14 protein-coding genes and 2 pseudogenes are annotated in these 16,639 nt (G+C 50.3%); 7 read left to right on the top strand and 9 right to left on the bottom strand.

The annotated features are described in order from the left end of the window. From H6F50_RS06760 to H6F50_RS06750, 3 genes are all read right to left on the bottom strand, one after another. Positions 1–1,133 (bottom strand): type II secretion system F family protein (locus H6F50_RS06760; RefSeq protein ID WP_190427798.1); only part of this gene is annotated, 1,133 nt, incomplete at its 3' end. A gap of 187 nt (positions 1,134–1,320) precedes the next feature. Continuing rightward, entirely contained in the window at positions 1,321–2,427 is a 1,107-nt protein-coding gene (locus H6F50_RS06755) for a type IV pilus twitching motility protein PilT (RefSeq protein ID WP_190413828.1), read from the bottom strand. Positions 2,428–2,535: 108 nt separating this feature from the next. Beyond that, entirely contained in the window at positions 2,536–4,527 is a 1,992-nt protein-coding gene (locus H6F50_RS06750) for a GspE/PulE family protein (RefSeq protein WP_190413827.1), read from the bottom strand. An 839-nt stretch (positions 4,528–5,366) separates the two neighbouring features. Here H6F50_RS06750 and grpE point away from each other — a divergent pair. From grpE to H6F50_RS06720, 6 genes are all read left to right on the top strand, one after another. Beyond that, positions 5,367–6,146 carry a nucleotide exchange factor GrpE gene (gene grpE, locus H6F50_RS06745; RefSeq protein ID WP_190427797.1) on the top strand — a complete coding sequence of 260 codons (780 nt, stop codon included), beginning with the start codon at positions 5,367–5,369 and terminating at the stop codon, positions 6,144–6,146. Between the two features lie 145 nt (positions 6,147–6,291). Then, complete coding sequence (gene dnaK / locus H6F50_RS06740) at positions 6,292–8,250, top strand: molecular chaperone DnaK (RefSeq protein ID WP_190427811.1); 1,959 nt, start codon at positions 6,292–6,294, stop codon at positions 8,248–8,250. A 101-nt stretch (positions 8,251–8,351) separates the two neighbouring features. Next, positions 8,352–9,476, top strand: a complete 1,125-nt coding sequence (dnaJ, locus tag H6F50_RS06735) for a molecular chaperone DnaJ (protein WP_190413824.1) — start codon at positions 8,352–8,354, stop codon at positions 9,474–9,476. Next, a complete protein-coding gene (locus tag H6F50_RS06730; RefSeq protein ID WP_190427803.1) occupies positions 9,476–9,751 on the top strand; it encodes a sulfurtransferase TusA family protein in 276 nt (91 codons plus the stop codon). The genes dnaJ and H6F50_RS06730 overlap by 1 nt, the downstream gene beginning before the upstream one ends. After that, positions 9,748–10,920 (top strand): small ribosomal subunit biogenesis GTPase RsgA, encoded by a 1,173-nt coding sequence (rsgA, locus tag H6F50_RS06725; RefSeq protein ID WP_190427796.1) that lies wholly within the window; start codon positions 9,748–9,750, stop codon positions 10,918–10,920. The genes H6F50_RS06730 and rsgA overlap by 4 nt, the downstream gene beginning before the upstream one ends. Before the next feature lie 17 nt (positions 10,921–10,937). Beyond that, positions 10,938–11,255, top strand: a complete 318-nt coding sequence (locus tag H6F50_RS06720; protein ID WP_190427795.1) for a type II toxin-antitoxin system prevent-host-death family antitoxin — start codon at positions 10,938–10,940, stop codon at positions 11,253–11,255. A 107-nt stretch (positions 11,256–11,362) separates the two neighbouring features. Here the strand turns inward: H6F50_RS06720 and H6F50_RS26390 are convergent. The 6 genes and pseudogenes from H6F50_RS26390 to H6F50_RS06690 all read right to left on the bottom strand — a co-directional run. After that, a pseudogene (locus H6F50_RS26390) lies at positions 11,363–11,614 on the bottom strand (alpha/beta hydrolase); the annotation flags it as partial. A 293-nt stretch (positions 11,615–11,907) separates the two neighbouring features. Then, positions 11,908–12,969, bottom strand: coding sequence for an NAD(P)-dependent alcohol dehydrogenase (locus tag H6F50_RS06710; RefSeq protein ID WP_190413822.1), 1,062 nt, complete (start codon positions 12,967–12,969; stop codon positions 11,908–11,910). A gap of 224 nt (positions 12,970–13,193) precedes the next feature. Further along, positions 13,194–13,988 carry an SDR family oxidoreductase gene (locus H6F50_RS06705; protein ID WP_190427794.1) on the bottom strand — a complete coding sequence of 265 codons (795 nt, stop codon included), beginning with the start codon at positions 13,986–13,988 and terminating at the stop codon, positions 13,194–13,196. Between the two features lie 23 nt (positions 13,989–14,011). After that, positions 14,012–15,103, bottom strand: a complete 1,092-nt coding sequence (locus H6F50_RS06700) for an alpha/beta hydrolase (protein ID WP_190427793.1) — start codon at positions 15,101–15,103, stop codon at positions 14,012–14,014. Positions 15,104–15,186: 83 nt separating this feature from the next. Then, positions 15,187–15,714, bottom strand: a complete 528-nt coding sequence (locus tag H6F50_RS06695) for a cyclophilin-like fold protein (RefSeq protein WP_199292023.1) — start codon at positions 15,712–15,714, stop codon at positions 15,187–15,189. Further along, complete coding sequence (locus H6F50_RS06690) at positions 15,714–16,217, bottom strand: cupin domain-containing protein (RefSeq protein WP_190427799.1); 504 nt, start codon at positions 16,215–16,217, stop codon at positions 15,714–15,716. Before H6F50_RS06690 ends, H6F50_RS06695 begins: the two co-directional genes overlap by 1 nt. A 231-nt stretch (positions 16,218–16,448) precedes the next feature. Between H6F50_RS06690 and H6F50_RS26705 the strand changes: the two are divergent. Then, positions 16,449–16,639 (top strand): annotated as a pseudogene (locus H6F50_RS26705) (hypothetical protein); the annotation flags it as partial.

Below are 16,639 nucleotides of genomic sequence, written 5' to 3'. Positions count from 1 at the left end.
TCGAGAACGCTGGTGAGTGCTTTCACCGCTTGCTCAACCTCATCTTCATAGAAATCTGCCACTTTCATCATCATGGCATCTAACTGACCTGTCTCTTCCCCAATACTAATCATTTGAATTGCCAGGATTGGGAAAACCTGCTCTTTTTGCAAAGCTAAGCTCATCATCCCACCCTGTTGAATGTCTAGCTTGGCTGCTTCCACCGCGTTGGCGATTACTTGGTTCCCCGCCGTATCTCTCACAATATCCATACAAGTAAGAATGGGCACTCCTGAACGAGTCAAGGTTCCAAAAATGCGGCAAAAACGAGCAACACATGATTTCTCATTCAAGTCGCCTAATAGCGGCATTTTTAAGAAAAAACGATCCATCGTTACACGACCAACTGGCGTCTTGTAATACTGTCTGTAAAGAAAAGAGGCAACGATGACAGTAATGATTGGGATGATGATCCTCCAACTTCTGAGGATACCGCTGATCCACAACATGAACAGGGTTAGAGCCGGCAATTCTGTCCCCAAATCTTGGAAAATGCCAGCAAAGATCGGGATCAAAAACACCGTCATACAAATAAAGACAATGATTGCCAAGATTCCCACCGCCACAGGGTATGCCATTGCCCCTTTGACTTGGTTTTGCAGGCGCGCCATATCTTCTAAGACTTTGGCTAATCGGTTGAGTACCTCATCAAGGACACCGCCGACCTCACCGGCTTGAACCATACTGACGTAGAGATTATCAAAACACTCCGGATGTTTACGCATAGCATCTGAGAGATTCACACCTTGTTGAACCTCAGAGCTAATTTCTACAAGCGCTTTTTTGAGCTTGGGATTGGTACATTGTTCGGAAAGCACACCCAAGCATCGAACAATCGCCACACCCGCGTTGACCATCGCGGCAAACTGACGAGAAAAGACGGCTTTATCCTTGACTGTAACCTTCGCTAAAGAAGTTTGAATGTCTTTTAGGTTTAATTTGCTCAGGTCAAAGGTTTGGGTTTCTTTGATATTTGCAACAGAAACCCATTTTTCGCGCAGGGCGTCGCGGGCACTGCCAAGGGAGTCGGCGACAATTTTGTCTTTCTTGGCGGCTCCTTTAGAGTCCCGAACATCAGCAATATAGGTAGGCATACCTCACCTCTAAGTGAAAGAAGAATGGCTTTTAAAAGGAAAATTTTTGTAATGGGAAGGTGTCTTCCGGGGAGGTTTTTGACAATTTCTGCTGAGGGCTGCCAGGTAGTCCAGACCGAATATGTTTCGGTCTGGACTACCTGGCATCATACAAGCTTAGTGCAATAGGTTTTACACCGCCTCGAACCTACCGAGCGCCAGCTTTTGCCCCTGTCGCTGGCGATGTCCCCAGGATACGCTGTAATTCTTCAGGTTTAGATGATTTGCCCATCGCCGCCTCAAAGGAGATGGCACCAGCTTTGACATAGCCAGCTAGAGCCTGTTCCATCGTCTGCATTCCCAATTTTGCTCCAGTCTGGATAGCAGAGTAAATTTGAGCAGATTTTCCTTCTCGAATCAAGTTAGCGATCGCTGGCGTTACCAGCATGATTTCCTGCGCCATTACCCGACCATATTCACCGGGTTTCGGATTATGTTTGGGCACCAAGCATTGGCTAAAGACTGCCAATAACGAACCAGACAACTGAGCGCGGATTTGGGGCTGTTGCTCTGGGGGGAACACGTCCAAAATCCGGTCGATAGTACCTGCTGCTGAGCTGGTGTGCAGGGTGCCGAACACCAAGTGACCCGTTTCAGCCGCTGACACCGCCAGACCAATGGTTTCTAGGTCGCGCATTTCCCCTACCAGGATAATATCCGGGTCTTCCCGGAGCGCGGCTCTCAGCGCATTCGCAAAGCTCTTAGTATCTTCGCCTTTTTGACGCTGGTGAAACAAGCTCTTGATGTTCGGGTAAACATATTCAATCGGGTCTTCCACCGTTAGGATGTGTTCTGCTCGCGTCCGGTTGATCAAGTCGAGCATCGCAGCCAGGGTGGTGGTTTTCCCAGAACCCGTTTGCCCCGTCACCAACACCATTCCTCTCGGTCTGTGAGTCAATTCCCGCACGACGTCTGGGAGACCCAACTGATCGAAGTTCGGAATTTTAGAAGACAACGCTCTTAAGCACGCCGCATAGTAGCCCCGCTCTTTGTACACATTGACGCGGAAGCGAGCCAATCCCTTAACCCCATAAGAGCAGTCAAGTTCCCAGTTTTGCTCTAATTCCTTACGCTGCGTGTTGTTCAGCATACTGAAGATGAGTTTCTGACACTCCTGGGGAGGAAGCGGTTCGTCCCCAATGGGGTTGAGTTTCCCACTAATGCGAAAGTAAACCGGCGCTCCTGCCTGGATGTGCATATCTGAGCCGCCCATTTCAATGAGTTGCTCCATCAAGTCTTCAATCATTAATTCCATGAGGCTGTCTCCTGGGGTGATTCTTGATTTCTCAGTTGCTAATTTTTCCTTGACTAAGGGCGTAGCTTGGGTGATTGCCATTCGCCATTAGCGATTGACGATTGAAATTTATTCGGAAAAGCGAGGCGTCATGCAATAAGGACAATCTAGCCACTCTGGCTTTAACTCAGCAGTGCAAGTGACACATTCTAGACCGCTCTTCCGCTTGGCTTTGAGTTCTGCCTCTAGACCAGAATCTGTAAATGTCACCCGTTCTACTTCTTCCAGAGTGGTATAACCTTGGCGTACCAGGTCTAAGCTGTATGCCAGCAATGTCTTCATCCCTTCTTCCACGGCTGCTTCTTTAATGCGCTCGGTGGGGGCACCTTGGCTGATTAAATTTTGCAAGCGTTCGGTTACGCGCATGACTTCATAAACACCCACACGTCCCTTATAGCCAATGCCATTACATTTTTGGCACAGAGCATTTCTGCTTTTGGCTTCCTTCGCTTCATCGGGTTGTAAAGTATTGGCTTTGTAGAAGGTAATATCCCCGTCCCCAGAAGCCGATAAACCAAATCGACCGAGTTCTTGTGAAGTGGGTGAATAGGAAAGGCGACACTCGCTACAAACACGCCGCATCAAGCGTTGCGCCAAAACGCCAATCAGCGAACCCGATACCATGAATGGCTCGATACCCATTTCGTCTAAGCGGGCGATCGCACCGGCGGCATCGTTGGTGTGCAGGGTTGTCAGTACCAAGTGTCCGGTTAGTGCTGCTTCAATTGCGGTTTTCGCCGTTTCTTTGTCCCGCGTTTCACCCACCAGAATTACATCCGGATCTTGGCGCATGAAGGCTCTTAAGATCGAGGAAAAATCCATTCCCTTCTCTCGAATTACCTGTACCTGAGTAATCCCAGGCAAGGCATACTCAATCGGGTCTTCTGCGGTACTGATATTAATTCCCGGATCGTTCCGTTCTGCCAGAACCGAGTACAAGGTGGTAGATTTACCAGACCCAGTTGGCCCGGTTACTAAAATCAAGCCGAAGGGACGGCTTGCCATTTCTCTGACAATTTCTAGCGATTCTGAATCGGAAATTAACTTATCCAAACCTAGCTGGGTGGAAGAGTTATCGAGAATTCGCAAGACCACCTTTTCGCCGTAGCGGCTGGGTAAGGTATTCACCCGAAAGTCAACCTTACGCCCTTCAAACACCCGCCGGATACGACCATCCTGGGGCATCCGTCGCTCGGCAATGTCTAGCTCAGCCATGATTTTGAAGCGAGCTGTGACGGCTGGGATGATTTTTTTCGGGAACGGCTCGAAGGCTTGTTGTAGCACCCCATCTTTCCGGAAGCGAATGCGTAAGAATTCTTCTTGGGGTTCAATGTGAATGTCTGAAACCTGCTCTTGCAGACCCTTGAGGAGGATTCTGTTAACCAAGTTGATGACGGGAGCGCCCTGTGCATCCTCTACATTCAGGTCATCTTCAATTTCAGGAGGCGCATCGCCTAAGTCGTTCAAATTATCCAGAACGTCTGAGACATCCACAGACTTTTGGATTCGCGCTACTTCCTCTTTCCTGGTTTGCTCATCCTTGTATTGGTTAATTAGATTCAAACAGTCTTCCAGAGTGATCACCATTCGCTGCAAGGCGATGCCCTGGGGTCGTAAGATGCGGTTGAGATCGTCCTGAGCCGCTAAATTATCTGGATCGACCATTGCCACCAGTACCGAGGGGGGCTGGGTGTCATTTTTCGTTAAAGGTACCAGTTTATAGCGACTACAGATATCGATCGGAATCAGGGTTTCAATCAAAGACCCAATCTGAGAAGTGGGAATTTGGCTGATTTCCGGATCTAGAGATTCAACTCCGTAAAGAATTTTGAGTTCAAAAAGCTGTTGTTTTTTATACTGACGTAGCAAATCTGGGGGAAGCGATCGCCCAGTAATCGTTTCTAGAACCTCGGTTAAGGGTCTACCAGACTTGCGGCTTTCTACCATAGCCTGCCGCATTTGGTCGGTGTCAACATAGCCTGCCTGAATCAGCTGGTTGCCGAAGGGCGAAAACTCATTGCGGACAGCAAGGGCGCGATTTCGTGGTGAGGATTGAGTCATAGATCCGTGAGAATACCTCTTTACAAATTGTTCCCAAAACCATGAAGCAAAATTGCTATCGTCAGCCAAAAACTAAATTTTTACGGTTTAGATAACCGACTTGGGCTTGCGCCCCCGCAGTACCACCAGACCGTTTCATCATTTATGTTGAGCCGTTGTGGCGATTTTAAAGGCAAAATTGACGCGATAAGCCAATTTGCTCCTCACTAGCCGCAAGCAGTAATATCCGTACAACGATGCTGTAAGTTTTAAGATTGAAGACCTGCCGGAGCCTTAGAAGACTCGGACACGACTTGGTTAATGACAAGGAGCGTGTAAGGCTGAACGTGGTAGGGAACATTCACGATAATAGCCTTAACCAAGTCTTAGGCGTAGGATTGTCTTAATTTATTTTGCGATTCATACATCGTCTACTGTCTAGATTCTGATGTCTGGCACGCCCACTCGCTCAATGGCTATCCTGAAATTCGTGAAGATGACGTTACAATCGGAAAGTAGGCAATTGCTTCTATAAAGAAATTTCTGTGCAAATGCCAGCAGATGGCATAGCTTGGCACAATGTAGGGTTAAGGTAGGGTTGGCGTGTTGATACGGTTTTCCCACCCAAGCCTTGTCAGAAAGTTAAGCCAAAAGCTTTAAAGAGTATTGGTAGGATGCCTGGGCACACTATGATTCTAGAAAGGGGAAAGTTTTGTGGCAATGCGCCGGTTCTCTCCATCCCTAACTCAGGGAGTGGTGAGACACCAACCTGATACAGAAGGGGAGGTGGTAGTGGCGACATCGACAGGACTACCCATTAAAATGAGCGCGAGCAGTCTCTTAGCTGGGATGATAGCCCAATGAACGAGGAAGAAAATCAGCAAGACAATACTTCACCTCCAATGGTTGATAACCAGGCGGTGGCACAGGAAATGGGGAATGAACCATTATCTGAAACGGGAACCTTGAATGGAGAACCATTAGGGGAGGCGTCAGTGTATGGCACAAGCCAAACATCTGATGCGGTATCAGATGCCAGTGCAACCTCCGGAGCCAGCGGAGACGAAAGTAACGCAGAAGCAGCCAGCAACACAGCGGCTGTAGAAGCATTGACGCGGGAAGTGGAGGCTTTAAAAGCGCAAGTGGAAGAGCGCACGCAACAGTGTGACTCTTTCAAAACTCAGTACATGAGGATAGCCGCAGATTTTGAAAATTTCCGCAAGCGGACTCTCAAAGAGAAGGAAGACTCGGAGGTGCAGATCAAGTGCACAACCATTACTGAGTTACTGCCCGTAGTGGATAATTTTGAGCGAGCGCGATCGCAGATCAAGCCGCAAACTGATGGAGAATGGAGCATCCACAAAAGCTACCAGAGTGTCTACAAACAGCTGGCAGACGCTCTCAAGCGCATCGGAGTATCTCCCATGCGTCCGGAGGGTCAAGATTTCGATCCCAATCTCCACGAAGCCGTGATGCGGGAACCAACGAATGAATATCCAGAAGGAGCCGTGATCGAACAGCTGGTGCGCGGCTATTTCTTGGGCGATCGCGTCTTGCGCCACGCCCTAGTCAAAGTTGCTGCTGGTATGGAGCCCGTGGTAACCTCAGAGGAAGGTCATCCGCTTTCTGGCGAAAGTTAATGGAGTTTGATGCACTGCATCGACGGTTGAAGGCGTCAGAAATTACAATCAAATTGATGGAAATCTGGTGCCGGGTCCGAACCATTTCGGACAAGCAATTCGACGGCTACTTAACAAATCCTGTAAACCTTTACTACAGCTAGCTATGGGAAAAGTCATTGGCATCGACTTGGGCACGACCAATAGTTGCGTGGCTGTTTTAGAGGGGGGTCAACCCATCGTCATCTCTAACACAGAAGGAGGGAGAACGACCCCAAGTATCGTGGGATTTGGCAAGGGCGGCGATCGCCTAGTGGGTCAGCTAGCAAAACGGCAAGCTGTCACCAATGCCGAAAATACGGTATACAGCATTAAACGCTTTATCGGTCGCCGCTGGGATGACACCGAAGTAGAGCGATCGCGCGTGCCCTACACCTGTATCAAAGGTCGCGATGATACCGTCGATGTCCAAATTCGGGGACGCAACTACACCCCCCAAGAAATCTCAGCGATGATCCTGCAAAAGCTAAAGCAGGATGCAGAAAACTTTCTTGGCGAACAGGTAGACCAGGCAGTCATCACCGTACCTGCCTACTTCACAGACGCCCAAAGGCAGGCGACAAAAGATGCCGGTACCATTGCCGGACTGGAAGTTTTACGGATCATCAACGAACCCACGGCAGCTGCTCTTGCCTACGGCTTGGATAAACAAGATGAAGAGCAGTGCATTCTGGTGTTTGACTTAGGGGGCGGTACCTTCGACGTTTCCGTACTCCAATTGGGTGACGGCGTTTTTGAAGTCAAAGCTACCTCTGGAAACAACCATCTAGGCGGAGATGACTTTGACAACAGCATTGTCCGCTGGATGATCGAAAACTTCAAACAGCAAGATTCCATCGACCTGGGAACCGACAAAATGGCTCTCCAGCGGTTGCGAGAGGCAGCAGAGAAAGCCAAAATCGAACTTTCCAGCATGGGCAGCACCTCCATCAATTTGCCATTCATCACCGCCGATGAAACCGGGCCAAAACATTTAGAGATGGAACTTTCCCGCGCCCAGTTTGAAGAACTCGTCAACCATTTGGTGGAAGGTACCATTGAGCCTGTAGCTCAGGCGATCAAAGACAGCGGTTTGACAGCCAATGAGATTGACCGGATCATCCTGGTGGGAGGTTCAACTCGAATTCCTGCCGTTCAAGATGCGATTAAGAAGTTTTTTGGCGGCAAAGCACCCGATCGGTCGATCAACCCGGATGAAGCAGTGGCGCTGGGAGCAGCGATCCAAGGAGGCGTCTTAAGCGGCGAAGTCGAGGATCTGCTGCTATTGGATGTTGCCCCCCTAAGCTTGGGCATTGAAACCTTGGGAGAAGTGTTTACAAAAATTATTGAGCGCAACACCACAATTCCCACGACGAAATCCCAAGTTTTTTCCACCGCCACCGACGGACAAACCAGCGTGGAAATTCACGTCTTACAGGGTGAGCGGGCGATGGCGAAAGATAACAAAAGTCTTGGCAAATTCCTCCTAGCAGGAATTCCCCCCGCTCCCAGAGGCATCCCTCAAATTGAAGTGTCCTTTGAAATCGGCGTTGATGGAATTCTCAAAGTATTGGCTCAAGATAAAGGCACTGGGAGAGAGCAGAGTATCCGGATTAGCAATACCGGCGGCTTGAGTGCCAGCGAAGTCGAACGGATGCGGCACGAAGCTGAAACCTATGCCGAAGAAGACCAGCGTCGGATGCAAGTAGTGGAGCTGAAAAATCAGGCTGATAGCCTGTTCTACAGCTATGAATCGACGTTGAATGACAACGGGGATCTGGTTGCAGAGGATATCAAAACGCAGGCAAATAAGAAGGCTACAGCGGTGCGAGCGGCGCTGGCTAACCCCTCAATTAGTGTTGAGGAGATCAAACAACAGATCGACGATTTTCAGCAGACACTGTTTGCGATTGGTGCTGCCGTGTACCAGCAAGCCAGCGGACGCGAGACACCGGATGATTACGAAAGCCTGGAAAGTGGCATATCTCCAGAGTTTAGTGAAGCGCCTGACTCTACACCCGATGACGATGACTTTAGATTTGATGACGATAATACCGTTCAGGCTGACTACGAGCCAGTTGACTAAATCAAATAAAAATAAAAAAGGAAAAATGAAAAATTGAAGGATATCTAAAGTTTTCATTTTTCCGTTCTCCTAACCCTTAACCCCTAAAGAAGCAGCGTTCTATGGCCCGCGACTACTATGAAATTCTCGGGGTCTCCCGTGACTCAGACAAAGAGGAAATTAAGCGTGCCTATCGCCGTCTGGCCCGGAAATATCACCCGGATGTCAATAAAGAGCCAGGGGCGGAAGAACGCTTTAAAGAAATCAATCGAGCATACGAAGTCCTTTCGGAACCAGAAACCCGGACTCGCTACGATCGCTATGGAGAAGCCGGAGTCGCTTCTGGTGTCGGAGCTGGCCCAGACTTAGGCGATATTGGTAACTTTGCCGATATTTTTGAAAGCTTCTTCAGTGGGTTTGGGGGTACCGGGGGTCAAACGGCTGCTCGCAGACGTAGCGGTCCCGTTCGCGGCGACGACCTGCGGTTAGATTTAAAGCTGGAATTTCGGGAAGCCGTCTTTGGGGGCGAAAAAGAAATCCGGATTCCCCATCTAGAAACCTGTGCTACCTGTAGCGGTGCAGGTGCCAAGCCAGGAACGCGACCGCGAGCCTGTCCGACTTGCAGTGGTTCTGGTCAAGTGCGTCGTGCGACACGGACTCCCTTTGGTAGCTTTACCCAAGTCTCTGTCTGTCCCACCTGTAACGGTGAAGGGCAGGTAATTGAGGACAAGTGTGAAACTTGCGGAGGCGTCGGTCGCAAACAGGAGACGAAAAAGCTTAAAATTACTATCCCTCCAGGGGTAGATAATGGAACCCGGCTACGCGTTTCTAAAGAAGGAGACGCTGGTCTGCGCGGTGGGCCTCCGGGAGATTTGTACGTCTATTTGTTTGTTGAGGAAGACGCAGAGTTTCATCGGGATGGGATTAACGTCCTGTCAGAGATTAAGATTAGCTACTTGCAGGCGATCTTAGGATGCCGTCTGGAAGTGAATACAGTAGATGGGCCGGTAGAGTTAACAATTCCGGCGGGAACGCAACCGAATACGGTGCTGACGCTAGAAAATCATGGCGTACCCAAACTAGGGAACCCAGTCAGCCGGGGAGATCACCTGATTAATGTAGGAATTGATATTCCCAATCGGATTACGGCTGAAGAACGGGAACTGCTGGAGAAGCTGGCTAAAATCAAAGGCGATCGCACTGGGAAAGGCGGTTTAGAAGGATTTTTAGGAGGGTTGTTCAAGTGATCGACAATCCAGCGACTGCAACGGATGTGCCGGACGCTCAGCTGGACTTGCGGGGGACGCCTTGCCCGATTAATTTCGTTCGCACTAAACTCCGCCTGGAACAAATGGCACCCGACACCTTATTAGAAGTTTGGCTAGATCCGGGTGAGCCAATTGAGCAGGTTCCTGATAGTTTAGCGATGGCGGGCTACACAATTGAAGAGACGCGATTCATTGCGTCTGAAGACCGCACAGGCTTTTTTGCCCTGAGGGTGCGGCGTCCAGCTTCCCTATGAGTTCTGTACCACCTCCGTCGCTACCGCCGACAGGAGAGGAGAGGGAGCAGAAATTTCCAGATCCGGTTGATCGGTTGGAAGAATCTTCGCCGTTAATTGGGACGGTGGTGGCTGTGCAGGCGAATTTCTATCAAGTGCGACTAGACCTCAGTAGTTTGGAGTTGGAAGCTGACACCCCGCCGATAACTCCCTTTCTCCTGTGTACTCGTCGGGCAAGGCTGAAAAAAATAGGTCAGAAGGTGATGGTAGGCGATCGCGTTCTGATTGAAGAAGCTGACTGGGCAGGTGGACGGGGAGCGATCGCCGAAGTTTTCCCCCGCACAAGCGAACTAGATCGTCCTCCAGTGGCAAATGCTCAGCAAATTCTTCTCGTTTTTGCCCTAGAAGAACCTACGTTGGATGCCTATCAATTGAGTCGTTTTCTGGTAAAAGGAGAGTCTACTGGCTTAGAAGTCTGCCTTTGCTTAAATAAAAGCGATTTAGTGACAACTGACCAACTCAACCAATGGCGCGATCGCTTGCAAGGATGGGGCTACCAACCGATATTTATCAGCGTCCACACAGGTCGAGGTCTAGAAGAATTCCAGCATCAACTAAATCATAAAATTACTATTTTTGCGGGTCTTTCTGGCGTCGGGAAATCGAGCATCGTAAACTATCTTATTCCCAGCGTCAATCTGCGCGTCGGAGAAGTTTCCGGCAAACTCAGCCGAGGGCGTCATACGACGCGACACGTTGAATTGTTTGAATTACCGACAGGCGGATTCATTGCAGATACCCCTGGATTCAACCAACCAGACTTGGATGCGACTCCGGAAGAGTTAGTGCATTATTTCCCAGAAGCACGCCAGCGCTTAGCGGTTGCCCGATGTCAATTTAGTGATTGCCTGCATCGGGATGAGCCGAATTGTGCGGTGCGAGGGGATTGGGAACGTTACGATCATTATCTAGATTTTCTGAAAGATGCGATCGCTCTTTCTACTCATCTGAACCAACAAGCCGATCCCGACGCCACCCTGAAAATGAAAACGAAGGGTAAAGGGCACAGTCAATACGAACCCCGGTTGGAAGCAAAAAAATACCGTCGTCCTTCCCGTCGGACTCAACAGCAGGCACTTGACCAAGTGTATCAAGACACGGATTTTTCAGAAAAGATGGAAGATGAATAAAAAAGAGGGTTAGATTTATGCAGCAAATCGATCTCGCTGCGGCATCTCAACCTCTGCCCAAATTAATTGAGGTGGCACTTCGTGGTGAAGAAATCACGATCTCGAAAGACAACCATCCTGTTGTCAAATTAGTGCCAGTGTCGCCCCTGAAGCGTCGTCCTCAGTTTGGGAGTGTACAAATTCTCCATCGACGGACATCGCATGTCCAATTACAAACGAAGTCGCATCCGAATCAAGCCAAAGAACCGCTTCGGCGATTTCGTCAGGCTTACTCGTTGTCACGTCGCTCTACGGAGTTGAGCTTCCACGGAAGGTGGTCGCAAACTGGCGCTTGATCTCGGATAAGGATAGTTCCTCGAACTTAGCCGCGCAGGCTATACCCCACGTTGTTGACGACGACGTCAATGTGACTAAATACTCGTCACGCCCGGACTCGACGACCGCTCTCGCCCCAGAAAGACAAATCGAGGGACAAGGTGACGAATCCCTGCTCAGCCAGCTTTTGGGCATACAGATTTGCGCTCTGTTCTTTGACTGCGCCCATTGGGTGCCCGACTATGATTGCGGGATTCTTGGTGTTCTGATCTAAGGCTTTGGGAATGAAGAGATTCCCAGCAACCTGCATATTGTATTGGTTTCTGAACGTAACCTTCTGCACCGTCACCTTGTCGCTCCTATAGAAGTTGTCCGCCCCCTCGACTACCGCGGACTGCTACACGAGTGCTTGGGGGCTATTACGCCAAACGTGTGTTTTGTCGAGTGCAAATGCCGCCGTTGCGCCGATTGCACTCATCAAGAGGGTTGGTATTAGAACGCGGTGTTTCATTGATTTGTTCGTATGTGTGGGTTTATCTAGCGGGTTAGCTTCGGTTCGACGCGCCTGCCTTCAGCGGGGCTATGTCGATGACGAAGCGATAGCGCGCGTCCTTGTTCACCAAGCGCTCGTAAGCGCGTTTGCATTGGTACTCCTGCGAAGTTTCACCTCGGTTATTCAGATTTCAGAGAAGCCATATCAATTACAAAGCGATATTTCACATCGGACTTGAGCAGTCGCTCGTAGGCTTCGTTGACCTTCTGGATGGGGATGACTTCAACATCGGCGGTGATATTGTGTTCACCGCAAAAGTCGAGCATCTCTTGGGTTTCGGCGATGCCGCCGATCATAGAGCCAGAAAGACTGCGGCGACTCATAATCAGACTAAATGCCGCGACATCTAGAGGCTTTTCAGGCGCACCAACCAGGGTGATGTTACCATCGAGGTCCAGCAGGTTGAGATAAGCATTAATGTCGTGCTTGGCAGCGACGGTATCGAGGATAAAATCGAAGCTACCAGCGTGCTTTTGCATCTCGTCAGCATTGCGGGAAACAACAACTTCATCGGCACCCAGGCGGAGCGCGTCTTCTTTCTTGTCGGGGGACGTGGTAAAGACAACAACGTGCGCTCCCATTGCATGAGCAAGCTTCACGCCCATGTGCCCCAATCCGCCCAGACCGACCACACCTACTTTCTTACCCTCTGTAACTCCCCAATGACGGAGTGGCGAATACGTGGTAATGCCTGCACACAGGAGCGGTGCAACTCCAGCTAGATCGAGGTTTGGGGGAACGCGCAGCACGAAGCGTTGATCGACAACAATGCTATTGGAATAGCCACCATAGGTAACTGGAGCGGTCTTGTGCTTGTCTGGAGAGTTGTAGGTGAAGATCGCATTTTGGCAAAACTGCTCAAAGCCAGCCTTGCAATTGGGACAGTGACCATCCGAATCGACCATGCAGCCAACTCCTACTAGATCGCCCGACTTGAACTTGGTCACTGCTGAACCGACTTGAGTGACCCGTCCGACGATTTCATGACCGGGAACGATCGGGTAGGTTGTGGACATGAAATCGCTCCACTCGTCCCGCACTGAATGGAGGTCGGAGTGGCAGATGCCACAGAAGAGAATTTCAATCTGAACGTCGTGCTCAGTAGGATCGCGCCGTGCGATCGTGTCGGAGGCCAGCGGTGATGTTGCACTGACTGCGGAGTAAGCTTTGGCGTTGTACATAAATTGATGCTCCAATCTGGAAGATAAGCTGGTTTACTTGTACTCGGTCTTGAATCTGTCCTGGTATTGTTCGTCGCTGACCTTTTCCATCCAGTCTAAGGGCTTGCCGTCGAGTACCTCCTGAGTAGCGATATGAGTCATCGTCGTTAGTGGTGAATGTGGCGATGGCGACAATGCTTTGTTGTCGTGCGTTTAGGGTTTAATCTGGTTGGCGACGCACATCACTAAACCGTTTGACCGCCATCAATGACCAGGGCGTGCCCGATAGCGAAGGAGGACGCATCCGAACACAGCCAGACGACGGCATTGGCGATCTCTTCGGGTTGACCCATCCTTCCAATTGGTTCCTGCGAGATCACTCGCTCTCGTCCTTCGGGAGTGCCGCCGCTGAAGCGATCCATCATCGGGGTGTCGATGATTCCGGGACACACAGCGTTGATGCGAATGTTCTGCGCGGCGTAGTCGAGTGCCGCTGCCTTGGTCAGTCCGACCACGCCGTGCTTTGCAGCCACGTAAGCCGCTTGACCTTTGAAGCCTTTGACTCCAGCACCTGAAGAGGTATTCACGATCGCGCCACCCCCTTGCTTGAGCATCAGCGGGATTTCGTGCTTTAGGCACAGGAACACGCCGCGCAGGTTGATGTTGACGATGCGGTCCCACTCCTCCTCTGTAAGGTCGGCTGTCGCCGCTATCTTCTGTTCCACGCCAGCGTTGTTAAAGGCAAAGTCCAGCCGCCCGAAAGTCTCGATGGTCTTGTCCAGAGCCGCCTTCACGTCCTCAGCTCGCGTCACGTCGCACCTGATGGCGATTGCCTTCGGCAGCAGCGAAGCTCCCGCCCGCCCGTCGAGTTCCTCAATTATGCGGACTGTTTCTTGATTGCCTTGTTCTGAAATGTCAGCGACCACCACGTTAGCGCCCTCACGGGCAAATGCCAGCGCTGTCGCTCGACCGATGCCGTTCGCTGCTCCGGTGACAAAAGCCACCTTATCTGTGAAGTTTCCATTCGAGTTGAGTAGCATATATTCTCCTGCCAGTTTCTCGCTTACCGACTGAGGTGCTGATTGAAAAAGGATGCAAGCTTGTCCCACGGGATAAAATTCACCCGGTCGTACAAATCGACGTGTCCCGCGTTCGGAACGATGTAGAGATCCTTTGGCTCGGCTGCGCGTTTATAGGCATCTTCGCTGAACTCCCTAGAATGGGCATTGTCACCCGTGATGAACAGCATGGGACGAGGCGAAATCGTTTCAATGTCATCGAACGGGTAAAAGTTCATGAATTTGACGTTGCTGGTAAGCGTCGGATGCGTTGTCAGTTTCGGCGACGAACTTTTGGGGGTGTATTCGCCCCTAGGAGTGCGGTAAAAGTCATAGAACTCACGCTCAATGGGGGTAGAGTTCTCATTGAGTTCATGCACGGTTCCGCTTGTGTATTTGGTCTCGCCGCCCGTGAACTCCGCATAGCGTTGCTGGGCCGCCTCTGCGATCCATTTCTTCCTTTGTTCCAGGGTCGTAGAATGCTTAAGCCCGTTGCGAGCGGCAGCACCCATGTCATACATACTGACCGTCGCAATAGCCTTCATGCGCGGGTCGATCTTGGCGGCGCTGATGACGAAGCTGCCGCTGCCGCAAATCCCGAGAACGCCAATCCGATCCCTGTCAACGAATGGTCGAGTGCCCAGAAAATCGACCGCAGCACTGAAATCCTCGGCATAAATATCCGGCGAAACAACGTTGCGGGGCTGTCCCTCGCTCTCGCCCCAGAAAGACAAATCGAGGGACAAGGTGACGAATCCCTGCTCAGCCAGCTTTTGGGCATACAGATTTGCGCTCTGTTCTTTGACTGCGCCCATTGGGTGCCCGACTATGATTGCCGGATTCTTGGTGTTCTGATCTAAGGCTTTGGGAATGAAGAGATTCCCAGCAACCTGCATATTGTATTGGTTTCTGAACGTAACCTTCTGCACCGTCACCTTGTCGCTCCTATAGAAGTTGTCCGCCCCCTCGACTACAGGGGACTGCTGCGCGAGTGCTTCGGGGCTATTACGCCAGACGTGTGTTTTGTCGAGCGCAAATGCCGCCGTTGCACAGATTGTACTCATCAAGAGGGTTGGTATTAGAACGCGGTGTTTCATTGATTTGTTCGTATGTGTGGGTTTATTTAGCGGGTTCACTTTGGCTCAATAGCCGTCGCAAGCAGTTTCATTTCGTACCCTCTTTACTGCGATCGCAACTCAATCGTCACTTTTACAGAACCAGGCACATTCAATGCCTCGATGTCACCGTCAATTTTTCCGAGAATAATGAGTCCGTTTGAGTATCCAAAATTGTTGTAATACATCGCCAAATTCCCCCAGGGAGCGTAATAAGCAATATCTCCAACCGCAGGATCGCTGCCCGGAGGTGCATCTTCTGTGGATAATCGTCTTGGCAAATCACTAATTTTTTCGGTGTTTGCGTAATCTTTTAGCGTCAGTGTTAATGGCAGCAGGGAAATAAAATCCTGAGTGGTTTTGCTGTCAATCAACATGGCTGGTACAACCTTGTTTCCGATCTGGATGTTGATCTTCATCCTGTTTGTCTGCTCGGTTGATAGTTCAGTTGGTATCTCTGACGGGGCATTGCTGGTGATACTGTTATCGGCATGGCAGGCTGAGGAACTTAGGGACATTGCTAAAGCGAGAACCAAAATCAGCATTCGCTTCTGACCGTTTTTTCCTCTAGTGGGAAGCCATCTCGAAAGCATCAGGATCTCCCTTCGTACTGTTCGTCGCTGACCTGTTCCATCCAGTTCACAGGGGTGCCGTCAAGTTGTTCTTGAATCGCAGTATGGGTCATGGCTGTAGTTGCTGTGGCTCCGTGCCAGTGTTTTACGTTCGGTGGAATCCAGACAACATCACCGGGTCTAATCTCCTGAATTTGACCGCCCCACTGCTGAACCCAACCAGATCCATCCGTCACAATTAGGGTCTGCCCCAAGGGATGGGTGTGCCATGCGGTTCGGGCACCAGGCTCGAAGGTGACACTTGCACCAGATGCACGGGATGGATCGTGTACCGGAAAAAGAGGATTGATACTCACAGAACCCGTGAAATATTCGGCTGCTCCTTCGGTGGAAGGCTGCGAACCATTCCGCGTGATTTCTACGCTCTGTGGGCGATCGCCAGATGAAACTTGTGTATGACCTGCCTGCGCGAACCCCAAAGCCAATAAGGAAAATGCCATAACAGGCATCGTGAGCCGTTTCATTTCTGTTCCTCCATGTTTGTGCTTAGTCATGCAAAGCTTTCCCACAGCGACCGATGCCTGCCGTGGATTTGAGGATGCTTCTGGTGCAATTCTGAGAAGCGCTTGACCAAATAAACCTGAGTGTTCTCTTGAAGAGAAATCCAGACGCTTACAAGAAGCCGGAATCACGTTTCATTGCTTTAACCTCATTCTAGGAATCTTGAAAGGCAAGCAATAGGACGATTGTCTAGGATGGTTGTACAATCCTGCAAACTTGCACCGCTTTCGATTCAAGCCGCGCTAGATTCTTATACAGGCTTAGCTGCCAAACCCTTTCTAGACCTTGATGTGTCTATAAATCGATTTGAACGGACATCAGAAATGAACGCTGCAAGAACGAGTGAAAAGTCCGATAGAGCGTTGATGAATAACCCTCAGGCAAA

The organism is Coleofasciculus sp. FACHB-712 (assembly GCF_014695635.1).
In the GTDB taxonomy this organism is placed as follows: Bacteria; Cyanobacteriota; Cyanobacteriia; order Cyanobacteriales; family FACHB-T130; genus FACHB-T130.
The sequence above is the reverse complement of the archived record's forward strand: the minus strand, read 5'-3'. Positions and strand labels throughout refer to the sequence as shown.

Coding starts and splice junctions, on each gene's coding strand:
- H6F50_RS06755 (WP_190413828.1), bottom strand. CDS start 2,427: ATGGAATTAATGATTGAAGACTTGATGGAGCAACTCATTGAAATGGGC.
- H6F50_RS06750 (WP_190413827.1), bottom strand. CDS start 4,527: ATGACTCAATCCTCACCACGAAATCGCGCCCTTGCTGTCCGCAATGAG.
- grpE (WP_190427797.1), top strand. CDS start 5,367: ATGAACGAGGAAGAAAATCAGCAAGACAATACTTCACCTCCAATGGTT.
- dnaK (WP_190427811.1), top strand. CDS start 6,292: ATGGGAAAAGTCATTGGCATCGACTTGGGCACGACCAATAGTTGCGTG.
- dnaJ (WP_190413824.1), top strand. CDS start 8,352: ATGGCCCGCGACTACTATGAAATTCTCGGGGTCTCCCGTGACTCAGAC.
- rsgA (WP_190427796.1), top strand. CDS start 9,748: ATGAGTTCTGTACCACCTCCGTCGCTACCGCCGACAGGAGAGGAGAGG.
- H6F50_RS06720 (WP_190427795.1), top strand. CDS start 10,938: ATGCAGCAAATCGATCTCGCTGCGGCATCTCAACCTCTGCCCAAATTA.
- H6F50_RS06710 (WP_190413822.1), bottom strand. CDS start 12,969: ATGTACAACGCCAAAGCTTACTCCGCAGTCAGTGCAACATCACCGCTG.
- H6F50_RS06705 (WP_190427794.1), bottom strand. CDS start 13,988: ATGCTACTCAACTCGAATGGAAACTTCACAGATAAGGTGGCTTTTGTC.
- H6F50_RS06700 (WP_190427793.1), bottom strand. CDS start 15,103: ATGAAACACCGCGTTCTAATACCAACCCTCTTGATGAGTACAATCTGT.
- H6F50_RS06695 (WP_199292023.1), bottom strand. CDS start 15,714: ATGCTTTCGAGATGGCTTCCCACTAGAGGAAAAAACGGTCAGAAGCGA.
- H6F50_RS06690 (WP_190427799.1), bottom strand. CDS start 16,217: ATGAAACGGCTCACGATGCCTGTTATGGCATTTTCCTTATTGGCTTTG.